The 21,237-nt window shown below is 70.6% G+C and carries 16 protein-coding genes; 10 read left to right on the forward strand and 6 right to left on the reverse strand.

Annotated elements, in window-relative coordinates; all coding sequences use genetic code 11:
* Positions 1–88: 88 nt before the first annotated feature.
* The 4 genes from ACGFWJ_RS18930 to ACGFWJ_RS18945 form a co-directional block, all read right to left on the reverse strand.
* Positions 89–1,471 (reverse strand): hypothetical protein, encoded by a 1,383-nt coding sequence (locus tag ACGFWJ_RS18930; protein WP_392950802.1) that lies wholly within the window; start codon positions 1,469–1,471, stop codon positions 89–91.
* A 140-nt stretch (positions 1,472–1,611) separates the two neighbouring features.
* On the reverse strand, positions 1,612–2,928 hold the full coding sequence (locus tag ACGFWJ_RS18935) for a hypothetical protein (RefSeq protein ID WP_392950804.1): 1,317 nt from the start codon (positions 2,926–2,928) through the stop codon (positions 1,612–1,614).
* Between the two features lie 314 nt (positions 2,929–3,242).
* Positions 3,243–5,075 (reverse strand): ABC transporter ATP-binding protein, encoded by a 1,833-nt coding sequence (locus ACGFWJ_RS18940; protein WP_392950807.1) that lies wholly within the window; start codon positions 5,073–5,075, stop codon positions 3,243–3,245.
* Positions 5,072–6,916 (reverse strand): ABC transporter ATP-binding protein, encoded by a 1,845-nt coding sequence (locus ACGFWJ_RS18945; protein WP_387866216.1) that lies wholly within the window; start codon positions 6,914–6,916, stop codon positions 5,072–5,074. Before ACGFWJ_RS18945 ends, ACGFWJ_RS18940 begins: the two co-directional genes overlap by 4 nt.
* Before the next feature lie 308 nt (positions 6,917–7,224).
* On the opposite strand from ACGFWJ_RS18945, the gene ACGFWJ_RS18950 reads away from it, so the two are divergent.
* Genes ACGFWJ_RS18950 through ACGFWJ_RS18960 form a run of 3 tightly spaced genes read left to right on the forward strand, consistent with a single transcriptional unit; the run spans position 7,225 to position 10,756 of the window.
* A complete protein-coding gene (locus ACGFWJ_RS18950) occupies positions 7,225–8,634 on the forward strand; it encodes a family 2B encapsulin nanocompartment shell protein (RefSeq protein WP_392950811.1) in 1,410 nt (469 codons plus the stop codon).
* 27 nt (positions 8,635–8,661) lie between these two features.
* Positions 8,662–9,855 carry a family 2 encapsulin nanocompartment cargo protein terpene cyclase gene (locus ACGFWJ_RS18955; protein ID WP_392950814.1) on the forward strand — a complete coding sequence of 398 codons (1,194 nt, stop codon included), beginning with the start codon at positions 8,662–8,664 and terminating at the stop codon, positions 9,853–9,855.
* A 37-nt stretch (positions 9,856–9,892) separates the two neighbouring features.
* A complete protein-coding gene (locus ACGFWJ_RS18960) occupies positions 9,893–10,756 on the forward strand; it encodes a geranyl diphosphate 2-C-methyltransferase (RefSeq protein WP_392950817.1) in 864 nt (287 codons plus the stop codon).
* Between the two features lie 44 nt (positions 10,757–10,800).
* On the opposite strand, the gene glgX is transcribed toward ACGFWJ_RS18960, so the two are convergent.
* A complete protein-coding gene (glgX, locus tag ACGFWJ_RS18965; protein ID WP_392950820.1) occupies positions 10,801–12,999 on the reverse strand; it encodes a glycogen debranching protein GlgX in 2,199 nt (732 codons plus the stop codon).
* 213 nt (positions 13,000–13,212) lie between these two features.
* Between glgX and ACGFWJ_RS18970 the strand changes: the two genes are divergently transcribed.
* From ACGFWJ_RS18970 to ACGFWJ_RS19000, 7 genes are all read left to right on the forward strand, one after another.
* On the forward strand, positions 13,213–14,406 hold the full coding sequence (locus ACGFWJ_RS18970; RefSeq protein ID WP_392950823.1) for an Ig-like domain-containing protein: 1,194 nt from the start codon (positions 13,213–13,215) through the stop codon (positions 14,404–14,406).
* Positions 14,407–14,518: 112 nt separating this feature from the next.
* On the forward strand, positions 14,519–15,766 hold the full coding sequence (locus tag ACGFWJ_RS18975) for an Ig-like domain-containing protein (protein WP_392950825.1): 1,248 nt from the start codon (positions 14,519–14,521) through the stop codon (positions 15,764–15,766).
* Positions 15,767–15,936: 170 nt separating this feature from the next.
* Positions 15,937–17,130, forward strand: a complete 1,194-nt coding sequence (locus ACGFWJ_RS18980; protein ID WP_387637123.1) for an Ig-like domain-containing protein — start codon at positions 15,937–15,939, stop codon at positions 17,128–17,130.
* Positions 17,131–17,233: 103 nt separating this feature from the next.
* Positions 17,234–17,785: an ATP-binding protein gene (locus tag ACGFWJ_RS18985; RefSeq protein WP_387866205.1), complete on the forward strand. Its 552-nt coding sequence runs from the start codon at positions 17,234–17,236 to the stop codon at positions 17,783–17,785.
* A gap of 434 nt (positions 17,786–18,219) precedes the next feature.
* Positions 18,220–18,492, forward strand: coding sequence for a hypothetical protein (locus ACGFWJ_RS18990; protein WP_392950829.1), 273 nt, complete (start codon positions 18,220–18,222; stop codon positions 18,490–18,492).
* Positions 18,485–18,814, forward strand: a complete 330-nt coding sequence (locus ACGFWJ_RS18995) for a hypothetical protein (protein WP_392950831.1) — start codon at positions 18,485–18,487, stop codon at positions 18,812–18,814. Before ACGFWJ_RS18990 ends, ACGFWJ_RS18995 begins: the two co-directional genes overlap by 8 nt.
* A 457-nt stretch (positions 18,815–19,271) precedes the next feature.
* Complete coding sequence (locus ACGFWJ_RS19000; RefSeq protein WP_392950833.1) at positions 19,272–19,520, forward strand: helix-turn-helix domain-containing protein; 249 nt, start codon at positions 19,272–19,274, stop codon at positions 19,518–19,520.
* Between the two features lie 244 nt (positions 19,521–19,764).
* On the opposite strand, the gene ACGFWJ_RS19005 is transcribed toward ACGFWJ_RS19000, so the two are convergent.
* A complete protein-coding gene (locus ACGFWJ_RS19005) occupies positions 19,765–21,132 on the reverse strand; it encodes an L-serine ammonia-lyase (protein ID WP_392950835.1) in 1,368 nt (455 codons plus the stop codon).
* Between the last annotated feature and the right edge of the window lie 105 nt (positions 21,133–21,237).

The following is a 21,237-nucleotide window of genomic DNA, read 5'->3' on the forward strand; positions in this document are numbered from 1 at the left end:
AGGCTAGTGGCGGTGGCCGGAGCGGGTCGATCGGTTTCCGGTGCACCCGGGGGCCGGGCCCCGGTGGTGTGCCGAGGCCCGGAAGGAGTCAGCTGCTGACGCCGAAGAAGTAGTACGAGTCGGCGAGTTCGAGGCCGTCCTTGGTGGTGGCGTGCACCCGCAGGTAGTACCAGCCGCTGTGCTGCGGCGTCCAGGAGAGGTCCAGCTCGCCCTTCTTGCCGGCGGCGACGGTGGTGGGCTGGTCGCCCCAGCCGAAGCTGTACGTGTAGCTGGCGATCTGCGAGCCCTCGGTCTTCGGGGCGAAGTGGAAGGTGCCGGGGACGCCGGCGCTCGCGGTGCCCGCCGGGTACTGGGCGGAGGTCACGGTGACGGTGGTGTCCGTCTCGTCGCGCCACCAATTGCGCTGGCTGGTCCAGCCGTTGGCGCTGGTGGAGGAGACCAGCAGGGTCTCGCGCGGCTCCAGGGCGAGGGTGACGGTGGCAACGCCGCTCGCCTCGGCCGGGACGGTGATCGGCTCCCAGCTGCCGGACCGCCGGATGCTGTAGCCGACCACCGGACTGGCCGCCTGTACGCCCGCGTCGGGGGTGAGCTTGAGGGTGACCGGCTTGCCGTAGGGGGCGTGCGACAGGACGGTGATCTTCGGGGCGTCCGGCTTGATCCGGATCCGGTAGTGGTACGTCGACGACGGGTTCATCGCGCGGTCGACGCTGCGGACGTAGAGGTCCTGGATCCAGTTGGCGCTGTTCGCCGGGGGAATCAGGTCGACGGAGGCGCCGCCGCCGAGGCCGTTGGCGCGAACCGCATAGCGCGGGTCGGCGAACGGGTCACTGGCGTGCGGGATGCCGTGCTCGCCGATCTCGGCGCCGGAGACCGAGAAGGTGCCGTCCCAGGAGAACTGGTAGCCGAGGATGTCGGGGACGCCGTTCGCCCCGAACTCGAAGTGGATCGGCGCCCCGCCCTGACTGGCCTGGTCCTCCGGGTAGTTGGGGGAGACCACGGTCGGCGGCTGGTCCGGGAAGGTGTCGTCGGCGGTGATGTAGCAGGCGGCCGACCAGTCGGACGCCGCGCTGTTCGACGGGTCCACGGTGCGGGCCTGCCAGGCGTACGTCTGCCCGTCGGTGAGGACGGGCAGACGGGTCGACGCCTCGTAGCCGGGCTGGGCCCAGGTGCGCTCGACGGCGCCCACCTGCGCCGGGTCGGCGACCGGCCAGTAGCGGAACTGCTCGGTCAGGTTGGAGACTTCCGGGTCGGTGTGGCTCGGAATGCCCTCGACCACGACGCCGGTGCGGCCGGCCAGCACCAGCGGCGCGCCCGGGTCGGTGGCGCAGGGCCGGTACGCGTTGTACAGGTCGGTCGGCACGTTCGGCGTGCCCGTGGCGGCACCGGCCGTGCCCGGGACGAGCAGCGCCAGAGTGAGTCCGGCGCCGGCGGCCAGGGCGACGCGGGCGTGCGCTCTCGGTGAAGCCTTCATGCGGTGATTCCCCTCCGTAGGACCGCCCGCGTGCCGTATCGGCAGGGCGGGCGCGGGAATCGTACGGCACACGATCAGTTGTTCGGGAGGGATTTATTCCGGTGCCGGGCCCCGGTGGTGTGCCGGGGCCCGACGGGGCGTCAGTTGACGACGAAGGTGTAGTAGCTGCTGGTCAGTCGGATGCCGTCCTTGGTGGTCGCCCAGACCTCCATGTCGGTCCAGCCGCTGTCGGTGGGGGTGTAGGTGAAGTCGGCCTCGCCGTTCGGGCCGGCCGGGACGGTCTGGTCGGTGTTCCAGCCGAAGGAGTAGGTGTAACTGGCGATCAGCGAGCCGTCCACCTTCGGGGCGAGGTGGAAGGTGCCGGCCACGCCGACGCCGCCCGCGGGCTGGAACTCCGGGTAGTCGGTGGAGGTGATGGTCGGGGTGGTGTCGACCCGGGCGCTCCAGTTCGCCTTCGAGCTGATCCAGCCGTTGGCGCTGGTGGAGGTGATGTCGAGCTGCTCACCGTTCGGGTCCTTCAACAGCAGCGTGGTCTCGGCGGTGCCGTCCGGTCCGGCCGGGACGACCGTGTCCTGGTACGTCCTGGCGTTGTGGACGGTGTAGGAGACGATCGGGCTCTTCGCCAGGGTGCCCGCGTCCGGGGTGAGCTTGAGCGTGACGGGCTGGCCGAACTGCGGCGTGGTCAGCGGGGTGACGGTCGGCGAGGTCGACAGCACGAAGATCAGGTGGTTGGTGATCGGCGAGGCGTTCCCGGCCCGGTCCAGACTGCGCACCATGAGCTGGACCGGGCCGCTGTTGAATCCGGCCGGCGGCGTCAGGTACACGGTGGCCGCGGCGCCGAGGCCGGCGGTCGTGGTCGACTTCGTGAAGCCGCCGTTCCAGCCGTACTGGTACCCGGCGACATCGGTCACGCCGTTCGGATCCATGCGGAGCTCGATCGGCGCGCCGCCCGGGTACCACTGCTGGTCGGGGTAGCCGGGGGTGGTGACGGTGGGAGCGGCCGACGGCGGGGTGCTGTCGACGGCGAGGTAGCAGGAGGCTGTCCAGTCGGAGCCTGCGCCGTTCGCCGGGTCGACCGTTCGCATCTGCCAGGCGTACGCGGTGCCGTCGGCCAGCGAGGAGAGCGAGATGCTCGCCCTGTTGCCGGATATCGCGTAAGGCCGGTCCACGGTGGTGACCTGCGTCGGGTCGGCGACCGGCCAATACCGGAACTGCGCGGTCACGCGGGTGACCGACGGGTCGGTGTGATGGGTGATGCCGTCCAGGTCGATGCCGTTGGGGACGAACATCGGGGCGTTCGGGTCGGTCGAGCAGGCCCGATGGTTGTTGTGGAGATCGGTCGGAACGGTCGGAGCGCCGGTGACGGCTCCTGCGGAACCGGGTACCAGCAGCGCCAATGAGACGGCGGCGGCAGCGGTCAGGGCGAGACGGGCGCGCCTGCCCGGAGTGTGCGACATCGGGATTCCCCTCCTGCGACGACCTGCGGAAACGGGTGACCCCGCAGGTGGGGGGAATTGTATGGTGTGCAATCGATCTGACGGAAAGGAATATTCCGACTCTGTGCACCTTCAGGGGCTCTGGGAACTGCAAGGGTGAGTCTGCGGAGGGTCAATGAGGGGCAAAAGGGTTCCCAAGTTTCTGGTTCCTGTCTTCGGCCCGCCGCAACACGATCATTGGCCGTCCCCGACCATCCGCAGTCCCGGCCTCGCCGTTCTCCCCCAGCCCTTGGGGGCTGGGAGGTACCCCCCACGAGCCCCTGGTTTCGCGCTCCCTACACCAGGCTGTCCTTCCAGGTCTGGTGGAGCGTCGCGAAGCGGCCTTCGCCGGCGATGAGGGTGGCGGGGGTGCCGTCTTCGACGATGCGGCCCTGGTCCATGACGAGGACGCGGTCGGCGATCTCGACGGTGGAGAGGCGGTGGGCGATGATCACGGCGGTGCGGCCAGCCAGGACGGTTTGCATGGCGTGCTGGACGGCCTGTTCGCCGGGGACGTCGAGGGAGGAGGTGGCTTCGTCGAGGATGAGGACGGCGGGGTCGGCGAGCAGGGCGCGGGCGAAGGCGACGAGTTGGCGCTGGCCGGCGGAGATGCGGCCGCCGCGCTTGCGGACGTCGGTGTCGTAGCCGTCGGGGAGGGCGGTGATGAACTCGTGGGCGCCGATGGCCCGGGCCGCGGCTTCGATCTCGGCCCGGGTGGCGTCCGGCTTGCCGACCGCGATGTTCTCGGCGACGGTGCCGGAGAACAGGAAGGACTCCTGGGTGACCATCACGACGGCGGCCCGCAGGTCGGTGGTGGTGAGGTCGCGGAGGTCGACGCCGTCGAGGGTGACGGCGCCGGCGGTGGGGTCGTAGAAGCGGGCGAGCAGTTTGGCGAGGGTGGACTTGCCGGCGCCGGTCGCGCCGACCACGGCGGTGGTCTGTCCGGCGGGGAGGACGAGGTCGAACTCGGGGAGGATCTCCTTGCCGTTGGCGTACGCGAACCGGGTGTCGCGGAAGGCGACTTCGCGGCCCTTGCCGGTGGCGGCGGGCAGCGGGGTGGGCTCGGTGGGCTCGGGGACGGAGGGCTCGTGGGCGAGCAGGCCGGCCATCTTCTCCAGGGCGGCGGCGGCCGACTGGTAGCTGTTCAGGAACATCGCCAGCTGGTCGATCGGGTCGTAGAGCCGGCGCAGGTACAGCACGAAGGCGGTGAGGACGCCGAGCTCGAGGCTGCCGTCGCTGACCAGCAGCGCGCCGAGGACGACCACGCCGGTGATCCAGGTGTTGGCGGTGACCCGGGACAGGAAGACGTACCGGGCCATCTCCAGCAGACCGTCCGCGGTGGCGGTGGCGGACTGCTGGTTGACGGTGTCGAAGGCCTTGTTGTTGGCGGACTCGCGGCGGAAGGCCTGGACCGGGCGGATGCCGTTCATGGTCTCGGTGAAGCGGACGATCAGTCCGGCGGTGACGGTGCGGGAGCGGCGGTAGACCTGCTGGGAGCGGCGCCGGAAGGACCGGATGATCAGGTACATCGGCAGGAAGGACACCAGGGCGGCGAGGCCCAGGCGCCAGTCCATCAGGATCAGCACCACGGTGATGTAGCCGACCGACAGGCAGACCATCAGGAGTTCCTGGAGGCCCTCGGCGAGCAGTTCGCGCAGGGTGTCCACGTCGCTGGTGGCGCGGGAGATGATCCGGCCGGAGGTGTAGCGCTCGTGGAAGTCCAGGCTGAGGCGCTGCGCGTGCTTGAAGATCCGGCCGCGCAGGTCGAGCAGGATGTCCTGGTTGATCCGGGCGGCGACCCGGATGAACGCTCGTTGCAGCAGGGTGGCGACCAGCGCGCAGCCCAGGTACGCGGCGGTGACGGCGATCAGCGGGCCGGAGTCGTGGTCGCGCAGCGCGGGGATGCCGCGGTCGATGGCGTAGGCGACCAGGAGCGGCCCGGCCTGCAGGGCGGCCTGCTGGACCAGGACGGCGAGCACGGCGACGGCGATCCGGCGGCGGTGCGGGGCGAGCAGCGAACCGAGCAGGGCGCGCGGGGCGCCGGGCGGGACGGGGATGTCCTGGTCGTCGGTGGCCGCGGGAACCAGGTCGTCCTCTTCGACGGCGGGTTCGGCGACGGCGGTGGTCATCGGGCCAGCGCCCCTTCCAGGTCGGATTCGCCGGACATCAGGGCCCGGTAGGCGGGACAGGACTGCAGGAGTTCCTGGTGGGTGCCGACGGCGGTGATCCGTCCGTCGGCGAGCAGCGCGACTCGGTCGGCCAGCAGCACGGTGGACGGGCGGTGCGCGACGACCAGCGCGGTGGTGTCGGCGAGGACCTGCCGCAGGGCGCGCTCCACCAGTGCCTCGGTGTGCACGTCGAGCGCGGACAGCGGGTCGTCGAGGACCAGGAAGCGGGGTTCGCCGACCACGGCGCGGGCCAGCGCGAGGCGCTGGCGCTGGCCGCCGGACAGGCTCAGGCCCTGCTCGCCGACCTCGGTGTTCAGGCCCTCGGGGAGCCGGTCGACGAAGCCGGCCTGCGCGGTGTCGAGGGCGCGGGCGAGCCGCTGCTGGTCGGCGTTCGGGGCGCCCATCAGCACGTTCTCCCGGACGGTGGCGGAGAACAGGGTGGGCTCCTCGAAGGCGACGGCGACCTCGCGGCGGAGTTCCTCGCGGGACAGGTCGCGGATGTCGGTGCCGTCCAGCGTGATCGAGCCGGCGGTGGGCTCGTACAGGCGGGGGAGCAGTGCGGTGAGGGTGGTCTTGCCGCTGCCGGTGGCGCCGACCAGGGCGAGGGTCTCGCCGGGGCGGATGTGCAGGTCGATGCCGGACAGCAGGTCGGGGGTGCCGGCCGGGGCGTCGGGGTAGCGGAAGCGGACGCCGGTGAAGCGGATGCCGCGGTCGTCGGTGGGGCTTTCGCCGGAGGGCGGGTCGGTGGGCTCCGGCTCGTCCATCACCTCGAAGTAGCGGTTGGTGGCGCTGGCGGCCTCGGCGGCGAAGCCGAGCAGCCAGCCGATCGACTCGACCGGCCAGCGCAGGGCGAGCGCGGTGGACAGGAAGGCGACCAGGGTGCCGGCCGAGAGTTCGTCGTGGGCGACCAGGTAGACGCCGGTGGCGAGGGCGCCGCCGAGGGCGAGTTCGGGCAGGCCGACGATGACCGCCCACAGGTCGCCGAGCAGGCCGGCCTTGCGGAGTTCGGTGTCGCGCAGGTCGGCGCTGTGCCGGCGGAACTCCTCGGCCATGGTGCGGTGCCGGCCGAAGGCCTTGAGGATGCGGATGCCGAGCACCGACTCCTCGACCACGGTCGCGAGGTCGCCGTTCTGGTCCTGGGCGAGCCGGGAGGCGGCCGAGTACCCGGCCTCGAAGCGGCGGGTGAAGATCATCAGCGGGATGGCCGGGATCAGGGTGATCAGGGCGAGCCGCCAGTCCAGCGCGAACATCAGCGCGGTGCCGGTCAGGAAGACGGTGGAGTTGACCACCAGGAAGACCAGCGGGAAGGCCAGGAACAGCCGCATCACGAACAGGTCCGAGGTGGCCCGGGAGAGCAGCTGCCCGGACGGCCAGCGGTCGTGGAAGGAGATCGGCAGCCGCTGGAGCTTGGCGAACAGGTCGCCGCGGAGCTTGGTCTCCACCTTGGCCAGCGGGCGGGCCACGATGATCCGGCGGATGCCGAACAGGCCGGCCTCGGCGAGGCCGAGCAGCAGCAGGGCGACGGCCAGCGGCCACAGCCCGGCCAGGTCGTGGTGGGCGACCGGCCCGTCCACGATCTTGCGCAGCACGATCGGCACGGCCAGCACGCTGAGCGAGGCGAGCCCGGCGGCGGCCATCGAGCCGAAGATCCGCCAACGGGCCTCCCGGGCGTACGGCCACAGGCGCAGCAGGGATCGCACCGGTGATCGGGGTACCGATTCGGGCGAAATTCCGGTGTCGTCCGTTGACGGAGTGTTCGAATCCGCGGGGGTGGGCGGAGCGGGGTTCTGGTTCTCGGCCATCGCCGAGAGGGTAGGCGCTGCCACCGACATTTCTCATCCGGTTTTTTGCCCCTGTCGGCGAGATCCGGCCAGGCCGGACGGGGCGTCAGGCCGGCCGAAGGCGCTCCCCATTGCGCCGTTCGGGTCGCTCGGAACGGTGTGCGCCGCCTCCGGGCGCAGGGGGCGCGCAACCATCGGAGACCGGCGTGAGGGGGCGTGGACCGGCCAACAACACGCAGCGAGCGCCTCCTTGCAGGCCCCCGGGCACCGGGGTGTGTGATCTGGCCCGAGTGATCGCGGTGGATCACCGGAGCAGCCAGGAGACCCGCATGTCGGTCGAGACCGAGCACGCCCCCGAAGTCCAGGCCCCGGCACAGCAGAGCCTGAGCACCGCGGCGGCGCGCAACCTCGCCACCACGACCAAGTCCAAGCCGCAGATGCAGGAGATCAGCTCGCGCTGGCTGCTGCGCAAGCTGCCCTGGGTCCACGTCTCGGCCGGCACCTACCGGGTCAACCGGCGGCTCTCCTACGCGGTCGGCCGCGGCCGGGTGAGCTTCGTGCAGACCGGCCGGGAGGTGAAGGTGCTGGCGCCCAGCCTGCGCGAGGTCCCGGTGCTGCGCGGCTTCGAGGACCACGCGGTACTGAACGAGCTCGCCGGGCGCTTCGTCCAGCGCGGCTTCAGCGCCGGTGAGGTACTGGTCCAGGAGGGCACCCCGATCACCGAGGTCTTCCTGATCGCGCACGGCAAGGTCGAGCGGATCGGCACCGGCAAGTACGGCGACGACACCGTGCTCGCCGTGCACGCCGACGGCGACCACCTCGGCGACGAGGCGCTCAACGTCCCCGGCGGCCACTGGCCGTACACCGTGAAGGCCGCCACCGCGGGCACCGCCATGTCGCTGGCCTGGCCGGCCTTCCAGGAGGTCGTGGACCGCTCCCCGGGCCTCCAGGCACAGATCGCGCTCTTCCTCGCCGGACAGGCCGCCGGGCAGAACGAGCACGGCGAGGCCGAGATCGGCATGTCGGCCGGCCACGAGGGCGAGTACGCCCTGCCCACCGCCTTCGTCGACTACGAACTCGGCCCCCGCGAGTACGAGTTGAGCGTCGCCCAGACGGTGCTGCGGGTGCACAGCCGGGTCAGCGACCTGTACAGCAAGCCGATGGACCAGACCCAGGAACAGCTCCAGCTCACCATCGAGGCGCTGCGCGAGCGCCAGGAGCACGAGATCGTCAACAACCCCGACTTCGGGCTGCTCTCCAACTGCGCCTTCGACCAGCGGATCCAGACCCACAGCGGCGCACCCACCCCCGACGACCTGGACGAACTGCTCGCGATGCGCCGCGACACCGACTACCTGTTCGCCCACCCGAAGGCGATCGCCGCGTTCGGCCGGGAGGCCAACCGGCGCGGCGTCTACTTCTCCACCGCCGAGGTGCACGGCCACCGGGTGCCCGCCTGGCGCGGCGTCCCGCTGCTGCCCTGCGGCAAGATCCCGGTCCGCGGCGGCACCACCTCGATCCTCGCGATGCGCACCGGCGAGCACAACCAGGGCGTGGTCGGCCTCACCCAGGTCGGCATCCCCGACGAGGTCGAACCCGGCCTGAATGTCCGCTTCATGGGCATCGACGAGAAGGCCGTCGTCAACTACCTGGTCTCGACGTACTACTCCGCCGCGATCCTGGTCCCCGACGCGCTGGGCGTGCTGGAGAACGTCGAGGTCGACCACCCCCGGTCCTGACCGCCCCCACGCCGAAAGACGACCGACATGCCCTCACTGCTCACCCGGACGCTCGCCCCGCACGGCACCCACGAGCTGGCGGCGCTGGTCTCCGCCATCCTCACCCACCCCGAGCGTCCCGCCCCCGGCCGGCTCACCTGGCACGCCCCCGGCCCCACCGGACTCGGCACCAGCGGCCTGCTGACCCACCGCCCGACCGTCCCGAACCAGGCCACCGGGGCGACCGACGACATCGTCCGGGACGCCCCCAGGGCCCGGCCGATCACCAACGGCAAGGCGCCCGCGCTGTACTGCCCGCCCGCGGTGCGCGACGACCCCGCGCTCGGCGACCTGGTCAACGAGCGGCTGATCGAATGGGCCGAGGGGATCGGCATCTACCCCGGCCGCACCGACATGCTGCGCAAGGCCAACTTCGGCCGGCTGATGATGCTCGGCCACCCCGAGACCGACGACCCCGACCGGCTGCTCGCCGCCGCCAAGTGCGGCCTGGCCGAATGGTCGGTGGACGACCACATCGTGGACGCCGAGGTCGAGGAACCCCGGCACGAGGTGATCGGCCAGCGCCTGGCGATCTGCCACTCCGTCATCGACCAGGCCCAACTGCCGCTGCGCTACGCCCCCCAGCTGGAGGAGAACGTCCAGCGCGACCCGGTCGCCATGGCACTCCGCTCCTCCCTCGGAGACCTGGCCGCGTACGCCAGCTGGAACCAGGTCCGGCGGCTGCGGCACGAGCTGGCGATCATGTTCGTCGCGTACGGCCAGGAAGGCATGTGGCACACCACCGGGCACCGCCCGCCGGTGTGGGAGTACCTGATGCACCGCCACGAGAACTCCTTCATCCCGTGCATGGTGCTGGTCGACGCGATCGCCGGCTACGAGGTGCCACAGGCCGAGTTCGCCGACCCCGCCGTGCGCCGCACGTTCAACCTGGCCGGCACCGCCACCGTGCTGATGAACGACCTGTACTCGATGGGCAAGGAAGACCCCGGCGACTTCAGCCTGCCGATGCTGATCGCCACCGAGGAGGGCTGCTCGCTGGACGAGGCCGTCCGGCAGAGCGTGGCGATCCACGACGAACTGATGCACACCTTCGAGGCCGAGGCCTCCGCCCTCGCCCTGACCGGCTCGCCCGAGCTGCGCCGCTTCCTGGCCGGCACCTGGGCCTGGGTCGGCGGCAACCGCGAGTGGCATGCGGGCAGCGCCCGCTACCAGACCGACTGATCCCACCGTCCACCGCCAGTTGAGGAGCACGCCGTACATGACCACCACCGCCGTCCCGAGCGCCACCAACGTGCTGCGCACCGCGTTCCAGAAGTCGGTCGCCAACTACTGGAACCTGGAGAAGGACCCGGTCAACATCAAGCTCGGTGAGGTCGACGGCCTCTACCACCACCACTACGGCCTCGGCCCGGTCGACCCCTCGGTGTTCGAGGGCCCGGACGAGACCCGCGACGAGCGCATGATCAAGGAGATGCACCGGCTGGAGACCGCCCAGGCCGACGTGCTGCTCGACCACCTCGGCGACATCGCGCCCACCGACGCGCTGCTGGACGCCGGCTCCGGCCGCGGCGGCACCAGCATCATGGCCAACCAGCGGTTCGGCTGCGAGGTGGACGGCGTCTCCATCTCCGAGCAGCAGGTGGCGTTCGCCAACGGGCAGGCGCACGAGCGCGGCATCGCCGACCGGGTCCGGTTCCACTTCCGCAACATGCTGGACACCGGCTTCGAGACCGCCTCCCGCCGGGCGATCTGGACCAACGAGACCACCATGTACGTGGACCTGTTCGAGGCGTTCGGCGAGTTCTCCCGGCTGCTCGCCCCCGGCGGCCGCTACGTCTGCATCACCGGCTGCTCCAACGACGTGATGGGCCTGCGCTCGAAGGCCGTCAGCCGGATCGACGAGCACTACATCTGCAACATCCACCCGCGCAGCCAGTACTTCAAGGCGCTGGCCGCCAACAACCTGGTGCCGATCAGCGTGGTCGACCTGACCGCCGACACCATCCCGTACTGGGAGCTGCGCGCGCAGTCCTCGGTGGCCACCGGCATCGAGGACCCGTTCCTGACGGCGTACAAGGAAGGCAGCTTCCACTACCTGATGATCGTCGCCGACCGGGTCTGACGGCCGCCTCGGCGGGAGGCCCGGGCCGGTGCCCGGGCCTTCCGTCATGCCGTCAGCAGCACGGCCGAGCGGGCGGCCAGGGTGACCTCGGCGACCGGCCCGGGCGCCGGCGGGCCGGCCAGCGCGGTGTCGACCAGCGGGCGGTGCGGGCCGGGCAGGGTGAAGTGCCGGGGCTCGGGACCGGCGTTCAGCAGCAGCAGGAAGTCGGCGTCGTGCACCGCGCGGCCGTGCTGGTCGCGTTCGGCCATCGCGGTGCCGGACAGCCGCATCGCCAGCGCGTGGCCCGGGGCGAACCAGTCCGCCTCGGTCATCTCCCGCCCGTCCGGGGTGAGCCAGCTCAAGTCCCGCGGGCCGTCGGGCCCGGCCGGGCGGCCGGAGAAGAACGCCCGCTGCCGCAGCACCGGGTGGGCCCGGCGCAGCCGGATCAGCCGGGCCGTCAGCTCGGCCAGCGAGCGCCACTGCGGGTCGTCCAGCAGCGACCAGTCCAGCCAGCCGGTCTCGTTGTCCTGGCAGTAGGCGTTGTTGTTGCCGCGCTGGGTGCGGCCGAGTTCGTCGCCCGCCGTCAGCATCGGCACGCCGCTGGACAGCAGCAGGGTGGTCAGCAGGTTGCGCAGCTGGCGCACACGCAGTTCGCGGATCGCCGGGTCGTCGGTGTCGCCCTCCGCGCCGTGGTTCCAGGACCGGTTGTCGTCGGTGCCGTCCCGGTTGTCCTCGCCGTTGGCCAGGTTGTGCTTGCGGTCGTAGGAGACCAGGTCGCGCAGGGTGAAACCGTCGTGCGAGGTGATGAAGTTGACGGAGGCGTAGGGGCGCCGCCCGCCGCGCTGGTACAGGTCGGAGGAGCCGGCGATCCGGGTGGCCAGCTCGCGCACGTCCGGCCGGACGCCGCGCCAGAAGTCGCGCACGGTGTCCCGGTAGCGGTCGTTCCACTCGCCCCACAGCGGGGGGAAGCCGCCCAGCTGGTAGCCGCCCGGGCCGACGTCCCACGGCTCGGCGATCAGCTTGACCCGGCTGAGCACCGGGTCCTGCGACACCGCGGCCAGGAACGGGTGCTCCATCTCCACCGCGTCGCTGCCGCGGGCCAGCGCCGCCGCCAGGTCGAAGCGGAAGCCGTCCACGCCCATCTCCTGCACCCAGTAGCGCAGCGAGTCGGTGATCAGCCGGATCACCTGCGGGCGGCGGGTGTCCAGGGTGTTGCCGCAGCCGGTGTAGTCGGCGTAGCCGCGGCGGGAGCGGTCGAGCCGGTAGTAGCCGGCGTTGTCGATGCCGCGGAAGGACAGCGCCGGGCCCATCACGCCCGACTCGGCGGTGTGGTTGTACACCACGTCGAGGATCACCTCGATGCCCGCCGCGTGCAGCGCCCGCACCATCCGCTTGAACTCGCCGACCTGCTGGCCCCGGCTGCCGGAGGACGAGTAGCCCGCGTGCGGGGCGAAGAAGCCGAGCGTGTTGTAGCCCCAGTAGTTGACCAGGCCGCGCTCCTGGAGGTGGTTTTCGCTGACGTGGTGGTGGACCGGCAGCAGCTCCACCGCCGTCACGCCCAGCCCCGTCAGGTGGGCGATCGCCGCCGGGTGCGCCAGGCCCGCGTAGGTGCCGCGCAGCTCGGGCGGGATGTCGGGATGGCGCTTGGTGAAGCCGCGCACGTGCAGTTCGTACAGCACCGTCTCGGCCCACGGCGTCTTCGGGCGGTGGTCGTCGTACCAGTCGTCGGCGTCGTGCACCACCACCGCCCGGGGCACGTACGGCGCCGAGTCCCGGTCGTCCCGGACGGTGTCCGCGACGTCCCGCTCCGGCCAGTTGCGGACGGCCGAGCTCACCGCGTCGTGCGTCACGCAGCCGCCGTCGATGGCGCGGGCGTACGGGTCGAGCAGCAGCTTCGCCGGGTTGTGCCGGGCGCCCGTCCACGGGTCCCACCGGCCGTGCACCCGGAAGCCGTAGCGGGTGCCGGGCAGCACTCCCGGCAGGTAGCCGTGCCAGGTCTGGTAGGTCTGCTCGGTCAGCCAGTGCCGGCTCTCCCTGCCGCGGTCGTCGAACAGGCACAGCTCGACCGCCTCCGCGCCCGGTGACCAGAGCGCGAAGTTGGTGCCCCGGCCGCCCTCGCCGTCGGTGCGGAACCGGGCGCCGAGCGGCTGCCAGCTGCCCGGCCAGGGCGGCGCCGGGGCCGGCCGGGGCGCCGAGCCGTTCGGCCCGGCGGCCGGTCGTGCCTCCCGGGACGTGCTCCTGCCCAGCTCCTGCCACGCCGTCATGGCGACCCTCCCAGCCATCCGGGGGCCTGTCCCCGTTCTTCCGGTTGTTCCCTGTGCGACGGCGCTCGTCACCCCGGGTCGGAATGCGTGACGCACCGTGATCAATCCTGTGCCCAGCGCGGCCGGGTGGGGAAACCATCCGGTCGTGTCCGGGGAGTGCGATCGGTCGTTGTCCCCGGCATCGGGTGGTTCGCGCGACAACTGGAGGACGGCATGCACGCCGCGGTACGGCTCTGGGCTCGGTGGGCGGCCGCGGCCGGACTGGTCCTGCTGACCGGCTGCTCGGGCGTGTTCTCGTCGGGTGACGCCGGGCCGCCGGTCTCCCGCGCCCAGCTCACGATCGGCCCCGCCGACGGCGCGCAGGGCGTCGCGGTGGACGGCGCGGTCAGGGTGAACGTCACCCAGGGCCGCCTGCTGGACGTCGAACTGACCGACGACAAGGGCGCCCGGGTGCCCGGCACGTTCACCGGTGACGCCACCGGCTGGACGCCCGACGACCGGCTGGCCGCCGGCACCGCCTACACCCTGGACGTGACCGCCGAGGACGCCGGCGGCCTGCGCGCCGTCCAGCACGCCCGGTTCGCCACGGTGCCGCCCGACCGCACCTTCGTCGCCTTCTTCACCCCCGAGGACGGCTCCACCGTCGGCGTCGGCATGCCCGTCTCGCTGCGCTTCTCCCGCCCCGTCCCGGCCGAGAACCGGGCCGCCGTCGAACGGGCCGTCTCCGTCACCGCCGACCCGCCGGAGGAGATCGCCGGCCACTGGTTCGGCGACCAGCGGCTCGACTTCCGCCCGCACGCGTTCTGGCCGACCGGCACCAAGGTCACCCTGGGGCTGCGGCTCAAGGACGTGGAGGGCGCGCCCGGCTTCCTCGGCACCCAGAACAAGGACATCCACTTCACCGTCGGCCGCTCACTGATCGCCACCGTGGACCTCGACCGGCACACCATGACGGTCCGCCAGGACGGCCGCCTGCTGCGCACCCTGGAGGTCAGCGGCGGCAGCCCCGAGCACTCCACCTACCTCGGCACCATGGTGGTCTCCGAGCGCTACCAGGTGACCAGGATGAACTCGCAGACCGTCGGCCTCGGCGACGAGTACGACATCAAGGACGTCCCGCACGCGCTGCGGCTCACCACCTCCGGCACCTTCGTGCACGGCAACTACTGGACCGACCGCGAGGTGTTCGGGGCCGCCAATACCAGCCACGGCTGCATCGGCCTGGCCGACACCAACGACGGCAGCCCCAACACCCCGGCCGGCTGGCTCTACCAGCACATCCAGGTCGGCGACGTGATGGAGGTGCGCGGCTCGCACGGCGACAGGGTCTCGCCCGACAACGGCCTGAACGGCTGGAACCTCTCCTGGTCGCAGTGGACGGTCGGGCGGTCGGCGCCGGTTCACTGAACGGGCACTCGGCTACCTCGGAAGATTCACTCAGCTTTGACGGTTATTGTTGCCCGCGCGCCCGACACGGTCGGGAGTGCGGTGGCTGTGCATACCGGAGGGGAGCAGCGCGGTGAAGGCGGTTCAGAAGGCCGAGGGCGGAATAGTCGGGGGCGGACGGCGGGCGCGGCAGGCCGCGACAGCCGTGCTGGTGGGCGGTGTCCTGCTGCTCGGCACGGCCTGCAGCAGCGGCGGCGGCGGCTCGAGCGACGCCAAGGGCGGCGGCGGCGGTTCCTCGTCCGCCTCGGACGCGACGCCGAAGGTGTCGACCGCTCAGCTGACGGTCACTCCGGCCGACGGGGCGAACGACGTGGCGCCCAAGGACGGTCTGCAGGTGACGGTGGCCAGCGGCAAGCTGACCACGGTCGCGGTGACCGACAAGAACGGCAAGGCGGTGGCCGGCGAGATCGCCGCCGACGGCCTGAGCTGGAAGCCCACCGAGCAGCTGACGGTCGGCACCACGTACACGGTGAACGCGCAGGCGACGGACTCGGCCGGCCTGGTGGCCGCCTCCACCACCACGTTCACCACGTTGACGCCGGCCAAGAAGGTCGCCACCAACGACAACATCGCCGACAACGGCCAGTACGGCGTCGGCATGATCGTCTCGGTGAACTTCAGCAAGGCCGTCAAGAACAAGGACGCGGTGCTGGCCGGCATCACCGTGGTGGGCTCGGACGGCACGGTGGCCAAGGGCCACTGGTTCGGCACCTCCCGGCTGGACTTCCGGCCGGAGCAGTACTGGAAGCCGGGCACCAAGGTGACGGTGAAGTACCGGCTGAAGAACGTCGAGATCGCGCCCGACGTGTACGGCGACGTCGACAAGGACGAGCCCTTCACCATCGGCCGCTACCAGGTCTCGACGGTGGACGCCGCGACCCACCAGATGACGGTCTCGCGCGGCGGCGGCGACAACCAGACCATTCCGATCACGGCGGGCGACGACCAGAACCCGTCCTGGAACGGCACCATGGTGATCGCCACCAAGGAGAAGGTCACCCGGATGAACTCCGCCACGGTGTCCAACATCAAGGGCAAGGAGTACGACGTCCCGGACGTGCCGCACGCGATGCGTCTGACCACCTCCGGCACCTACGTGCACGGCAACTACTGGGGCGACGCGTTCGGCAAGTCGAACGCCAGCCACGGGTGTGTCGGCATCGCCGACGTCAAGGGCGGCAGCGACGGTTCGAACGCCGGCAAGTTCTTCAACACGTCGATGGTCGGCGACGTGGTCAAGATCGTGAACTCCAAGAACGGCAAGACCGTCTCCGGGGACAACGGTCTGAGCGGCTGGACCATCCCGTGGAGCCAGTGGTAGCCGATCGGTTCAACCGGCAGTGGGACGGCCCGGCGATCGTGCGATCGCCGGGCCGTCGACCGTTCGTGACCGTACCGGGACACTTGGCGCGCAACGTTTCCCGTTGCCGACCCGTCATATCAACCGAAAGACCTGTCAGCCGACAGGCAGGGTGTTGGGGAGAGCGGAACGTGAAGGCTATACGCGGGGGTTACGCGGTGGGGGCACTCGCAGGAGCCCTGGTGCTGATGGCCACGGCCGGCTGCAGCACGAACCCGGCCAAGGCCGACAGCCCGGCGGCGGCCGCGAGTTCGGCCAAGCCGAGCGTGTCGGCCGCGACCATCGCGATCGAGCCCGCCAGCGGCGCCACCGACGTCAAGACCAACGGCACCGTCAAGGTGTCGGCCACCGGCGGCAAGCTGACCTCCGTCAAGGTCACCGGCCCCGACGGCGTCGAGGTGCCCGGCGCGCTCACCTCCGACGGCGCCGGGTGGGCGCCGTCCGGCAACCTCAAGATATCCACCGCCTACACGGTGGACGCGCTCGCCGAGGACTCCCAGGGCGTGGTCGCCAACGCGCGTTCCACCTTCACCACCCTCACCCCGGAGAAGGACGCCGGCGTCAACGACAACGTCGCCGACAACGAGCAGTACGGCGTCGGCATGATCGTCTCGGTCCGGTTCAACCGGGCGGTGAAGAACAAGGACGCCGTGCTGGCCGGCATCACCTTCGAGGCCTCCGACGGCACCGTGGTCAAGGGCCACTGGTTCAACGACAAGCGGCTGGACTTCCGCCCCGAGAAGTACTGGAACCCCAACACCAAGGTCACCATCCACTACAAGCTCAAGGACGTGGAGACCGCCCCCGGCGTGTACGGCGGCGTCGACAAGGACGAGCCGTTCACCATCGGCCGCTCCCAGATCTCCACCGTCGACGTCAAGACCCACCGCATGGCGGTCGTCCGCGACGGCCAGCAGACCGACTCCATCGCGTTCACCGCGGGCAAGCCCGGCTACGACACCTGGAACGGCACCATGGTGGTCGAGGCCATGGAGGGCACCACCCGGATGACCTCCGCCGGCGTCACCAAGGCGGGTTCCGGGGACGAATACGATCTGGTGGTCCCGCACGCCATCCGGTTGACCGACACCGGCACCTACGTGCACGGAAACTCCTGGAGCGACGGCGTCATCGGCTACTCCAACGGCAGCCACGGCTGCATCGGCCTCACCGACACCAAGGCCGGCAGCGCGAGCAGCCCGGCGGGCAAGTTCTACGCCTCCACGCTGGTCGGAGACGTGATCACGGTGGTCAACTCCAAGGGCGCGGTGGTCGACCCGGTCAACGGACTCGGCGGCTGGAACGTCGACTGGGCGAAGTGGTGATCGTCGGGCGCCTGTTCGGTTGCTGACGGCATATGCCAAATGCGCGGTGATCGTTTGCTCATTGTCCGTACGCGGCTGCCCACGTTCCGCAATGATGGGCGCCATGGCGGGATGGGGCGAAGCGGAACAGGCATCACTTCCATTGGTCGACACCCGCGGTGACGGCCCGCCAGGGGCCGGCACCGCGGTCGTGCTCGCCGAACTGGAACGGATGACCGCGGACGAGATGGAGCACGCCTTCCTGGGCGTGCTCCGCGACACCGAGACCGCGGAAGAGGTGCGACTGCCCTCCCGGCCGGAGTCGGCCGGGGTCGCGCGGCGGCTGGTGCTCTCGGTCCTGGACTCCTGGAAACTCCACCACCTGCTGGAAGTCGGGGAGTTGCTCACCGGCGAGCTGGTCGCCAACGCCGTGCGACATGCCGGCGGGCGGATGATCGGACTCAAACTCGTCCGGCGACCAGGGTGGCTACGGATCGAAGTCCGAGACTCCTCGCGGGCGATGCCCTGCCTGATAGTCGCCCCCGAGATCGGCTACCAGAACGGCCACGGCCTCCAAGTGGTCAACGACCTCGCCGACCGCTGGGGAGCGGACCTGCTGCCACGTGGCAAGGGCGTCTGGTTCGAGATGAGGACCCGGGACCGCATGGCCCCCTAGTTTTTTCACCCTCTGCAAAAACGATGCGGGGCCCCTGTCCGCGGTTGTTCGCGGTCCGGGGCCCCTGCGCGTCATCCGGCAGCCAAGGGGGTGCGTGCCGCCGGATGGAAGTGGCCGGGCCGTAACGCCCGACACCCATAACTATCGCACGCCGTGGTGCCAAAAACAAGTCGAAACCAAGGTCTGCATCCCGTTAAACCTTAGGATCTCAGGCCACTCGTAAATCATCTCATAATCCGGACACGCACTAACAGCCCCGAAGGTCCCGCGAACAGGGACCTTCTAGCTATACCCAAACCCCCGCCGGCAGGAGAAGCCCGCGCGGCGGGGTGCAGGCGCTCGGAAGGCGGTGCGTGCTGCTCGCTAGAGTGGAGCTCTGGCTTGCCAGGGGCCTCAGTCGAGTTACTGGCCACGGCGAGGAGTAGGAGGAGTCGATGAGCGCACAGCCCACCGAGGCGTATGGCGCGCGTCCCCGGACGCAGGACGAGATCGGGGCCGCGCTGCCGCCGCACCAGCGGATGGCCTTCTACCGCGACATGGGTTCGGCCGATGAGGACGAGATCGCGGGTGTGTTGCGTCGTTGGCGGCTGCGACTGGAGGTCTACAACGACCCCGCCACGGCTCGAGTCCACACCGCGGTCCAGCAGGGGACGGTCTCAGGGCGGGCCTTGTCGGCAGTCCTGAGGGAGCTCGGGCGCGGTGAGTGACTGGGACGACCCCTACGACGGCGACGAGGAGCACGACCCGATCACCCTGTCGCCGCAGGTCGAGGCAGTGTTCGACTACGCGGTGACGCCGCCGGACGTGGTCTCTGCGATCGCCGCGCTCCTGGTTGGTCTGCGCGAGACGTTGGACGGTGGGCGGCACCCGGAGCATGCTGAGGAGATCCCGGGTCTGCCGGGTGGCTACTTGGCCCCGCTGGTGAGGGATCTCGGGCTGGTTCAGTACCACGCGACCGAGACCCCGGATGGACCAGGGTTCTACGTTGCCAGGGTCGTGCGCACGGACGATTACCCCGAGGGCTTCTGAGCTGGTTGTGTCCTGGGTGGACCTGTAGGCGCAGTACTGGCTCTTGCTCGCTCGCCTTGCGGACTGACCGGAACCAGTTCGGGCCACTGTCAGTCGAGATTGGTCGGATGGCTCGCCCGCCCCCCGCGTTCGGTCAGGATGCCCGCAGGAGACCGAAGGGGGAGCATCCGGTGGAAGGCGTAGGCACACCGATCGAGCGCATGCGGGCGCTGGATCATCTCAGTCCACGTGAAGCGGCGAAGGCATGGGGAGTCCCCAAGGAGGGGCTGACCAACGCCGCTGAGCAGAAGAGGACTACCGTCTTGCCGCACTGATCCTGCCTTCGCCGGACCCGGCCACTCAGGGGCGTCGTGCGCTGGGTCTCCCTGGCCCCAACGACGGCATCGGCGATGCTGCTCGCCTCCGGGGGCTCGGAGTTCTGCTGGCTGCGGCCGACGCTGCTGCGGTCGGCCTGCCGGTGAGGAACCCCGCGACGAAGCAGGCTGATAAGTCGCCGCTGAAGAAGGGGCCACTGCTCTACTCCATCGCTGAGGCGGCGGAGCGCCTGGGAGTAGCGGCGTCGTGGCTGCGCACCGAGTCCTCCGCCGGAAGGGTCCCGTACCGGCTGATCGGTAGCCACCGGATGTTCAGCGAGGAGGACCTCGAGCAGATTGTGAAGGACGCCTACCGACCGAGCAGCGGGAGAACTCGGTACGGCAGGCGTTGATTCCGACCGCCAGCCGCCACATGGACCGGGAGACCAGGCGGAGATGGCCCTGCTGGGTTGTCTCGCCGCTCCACCGCCAGCCCTGGAGTCCCTGGTCAGTGCTCTGCCGACCAGGGATTCGCCAGGGGCTTTTCGGGGACTTTCAGAGCTGTCCGAGGGGCTTTTCAGGGACTTTCTGCTGTGCAAGCTGGGAGGCCTGCGACGGCTCAGAAAGGATCAAACCCACAGGTCAGGGCCAATTTCTCTAGCACTCGATGACGTTGACCGCGAGGCCGCCGCGGGAGGTTTCCTTGTACTTGATCTTCATGTCGGCGCCGGTCTCCTTCATGGTCTTGATGGCCTTGTCGAGGGAGACGTGGTGGCGGCCGTCGCCGCGGAGGGCCATGCGGGCGGCGGTGACGGCCTTGACGGAGGCCATGCCGTTGCGTTCGATGCAGGGGATCTGGACGAGGCCGCCGACGGGGTCGCAGGTGAGGCCGAGGTTGTGTTCGATGCCGATCTCGGCGGCGTTCTCGACCTGTTCGGGGGTGCCGCCGAGGACCTCGGCGAGGCCGCCGGCGGCCATCGAGCAGGCGGAGCCGACCTCGCCCTGGCAGCCGACCTCGGCGCCGGAGATGGAGGCGTTCTCCTTGAAGAGCATGCCGATCGCGCCGGCGGCGAGGAGGAAGCGGACGATGCCGTCTTCGTCCGCGCCCGGGATGAAGTTCAGGTAGTAGTGCAGGACGGCGGGGATGATGCCGGCGGCGCCGTTGGTGGGGGCGGTGACGACGCGGCGGCCGGAGGCGTTCTCCTCGTTGACGGCCATCGCGTAGAGGGTGACCCATTCCATCGCGTTGCCGGGGCCGATGCCTTCCGCGCGCATGGCGCGGGCCGCGGACGCGGCGCGGCGGCGGACCTTGAGGCCGCCCGGGAGGATGCCCTCGCGGGACATGCCGGCGGCGACGCACTCCTTCATGACCTCCCAGATCTCGAGCAGCCCGGCCCGGATCTCGGCCTCGGTGCGCCAGGCCTTCTCGTTCTCCAGCATCAGGCCGGAGATGGACAGGCCGGTCTCCCGGGTGAGGCGGAGCAGTTCCTCGCCGGTGCGGAAGGGGTGGCGCAGCACGGTGTCGTCGGGCTTGACCCGGGCCTCGCCGATCGCGTCCTCGTCGACCACGAATCCGCCGCCGACGGAGTAGTAGGTCTTCTCGAGGAGGACCTCGCCGGCGGCGTCGTAGGCCCAGAGGGCCATGCCGTTGGCGTGGTAGGGCAGGGCCTTGCGGCGGTGCAGGATCAGCTCGGTGTCGGGGTCGAAGGCGATCTCGTGGCGGCCCAGCAGGTTGAGCCGCTTGGCGGCCCGGATCCGTTCGACGTCCACGTCGGCCTGGTCGACGTCGACGGTGCGGGGGGAGTTGTTCTCGAGGCCGAGCAGGACGGCCTTGGGGGTGCCGTGGCCGTGGCCGGTGGCGCCGAGCGAGCCGTACAGCTCGGCGCGGAGCGAGGCGACCTGGTCGAGGAGTCCTTCGGTGGCGAGCCGACGGGCGAACATCCGGGCGGCCCGCATCGGGCCGACGGTGTGCGAGGAGGACGGTCCGATGCCGATGGAGAAGAGGTCGAAGACGCTGATGGCCACGGGGTGACGTCCTTGTCTGGTCTCGTGGAGTGGTTCGTCCGGTGGGACGGGGGCTGCGCATGGAACGGGGCACCGCGCGCACGTTCCAGTGTGCGCGGTGCCCCG

This window comes from Kitasatospora sp. NPDC048407 (assembly GCF_043200475.1).
GTDB lineage: Bacteria > Actinomycetota > Actinomycetes > Streptomycetales > Streptomycetaceae > Kitasatospora.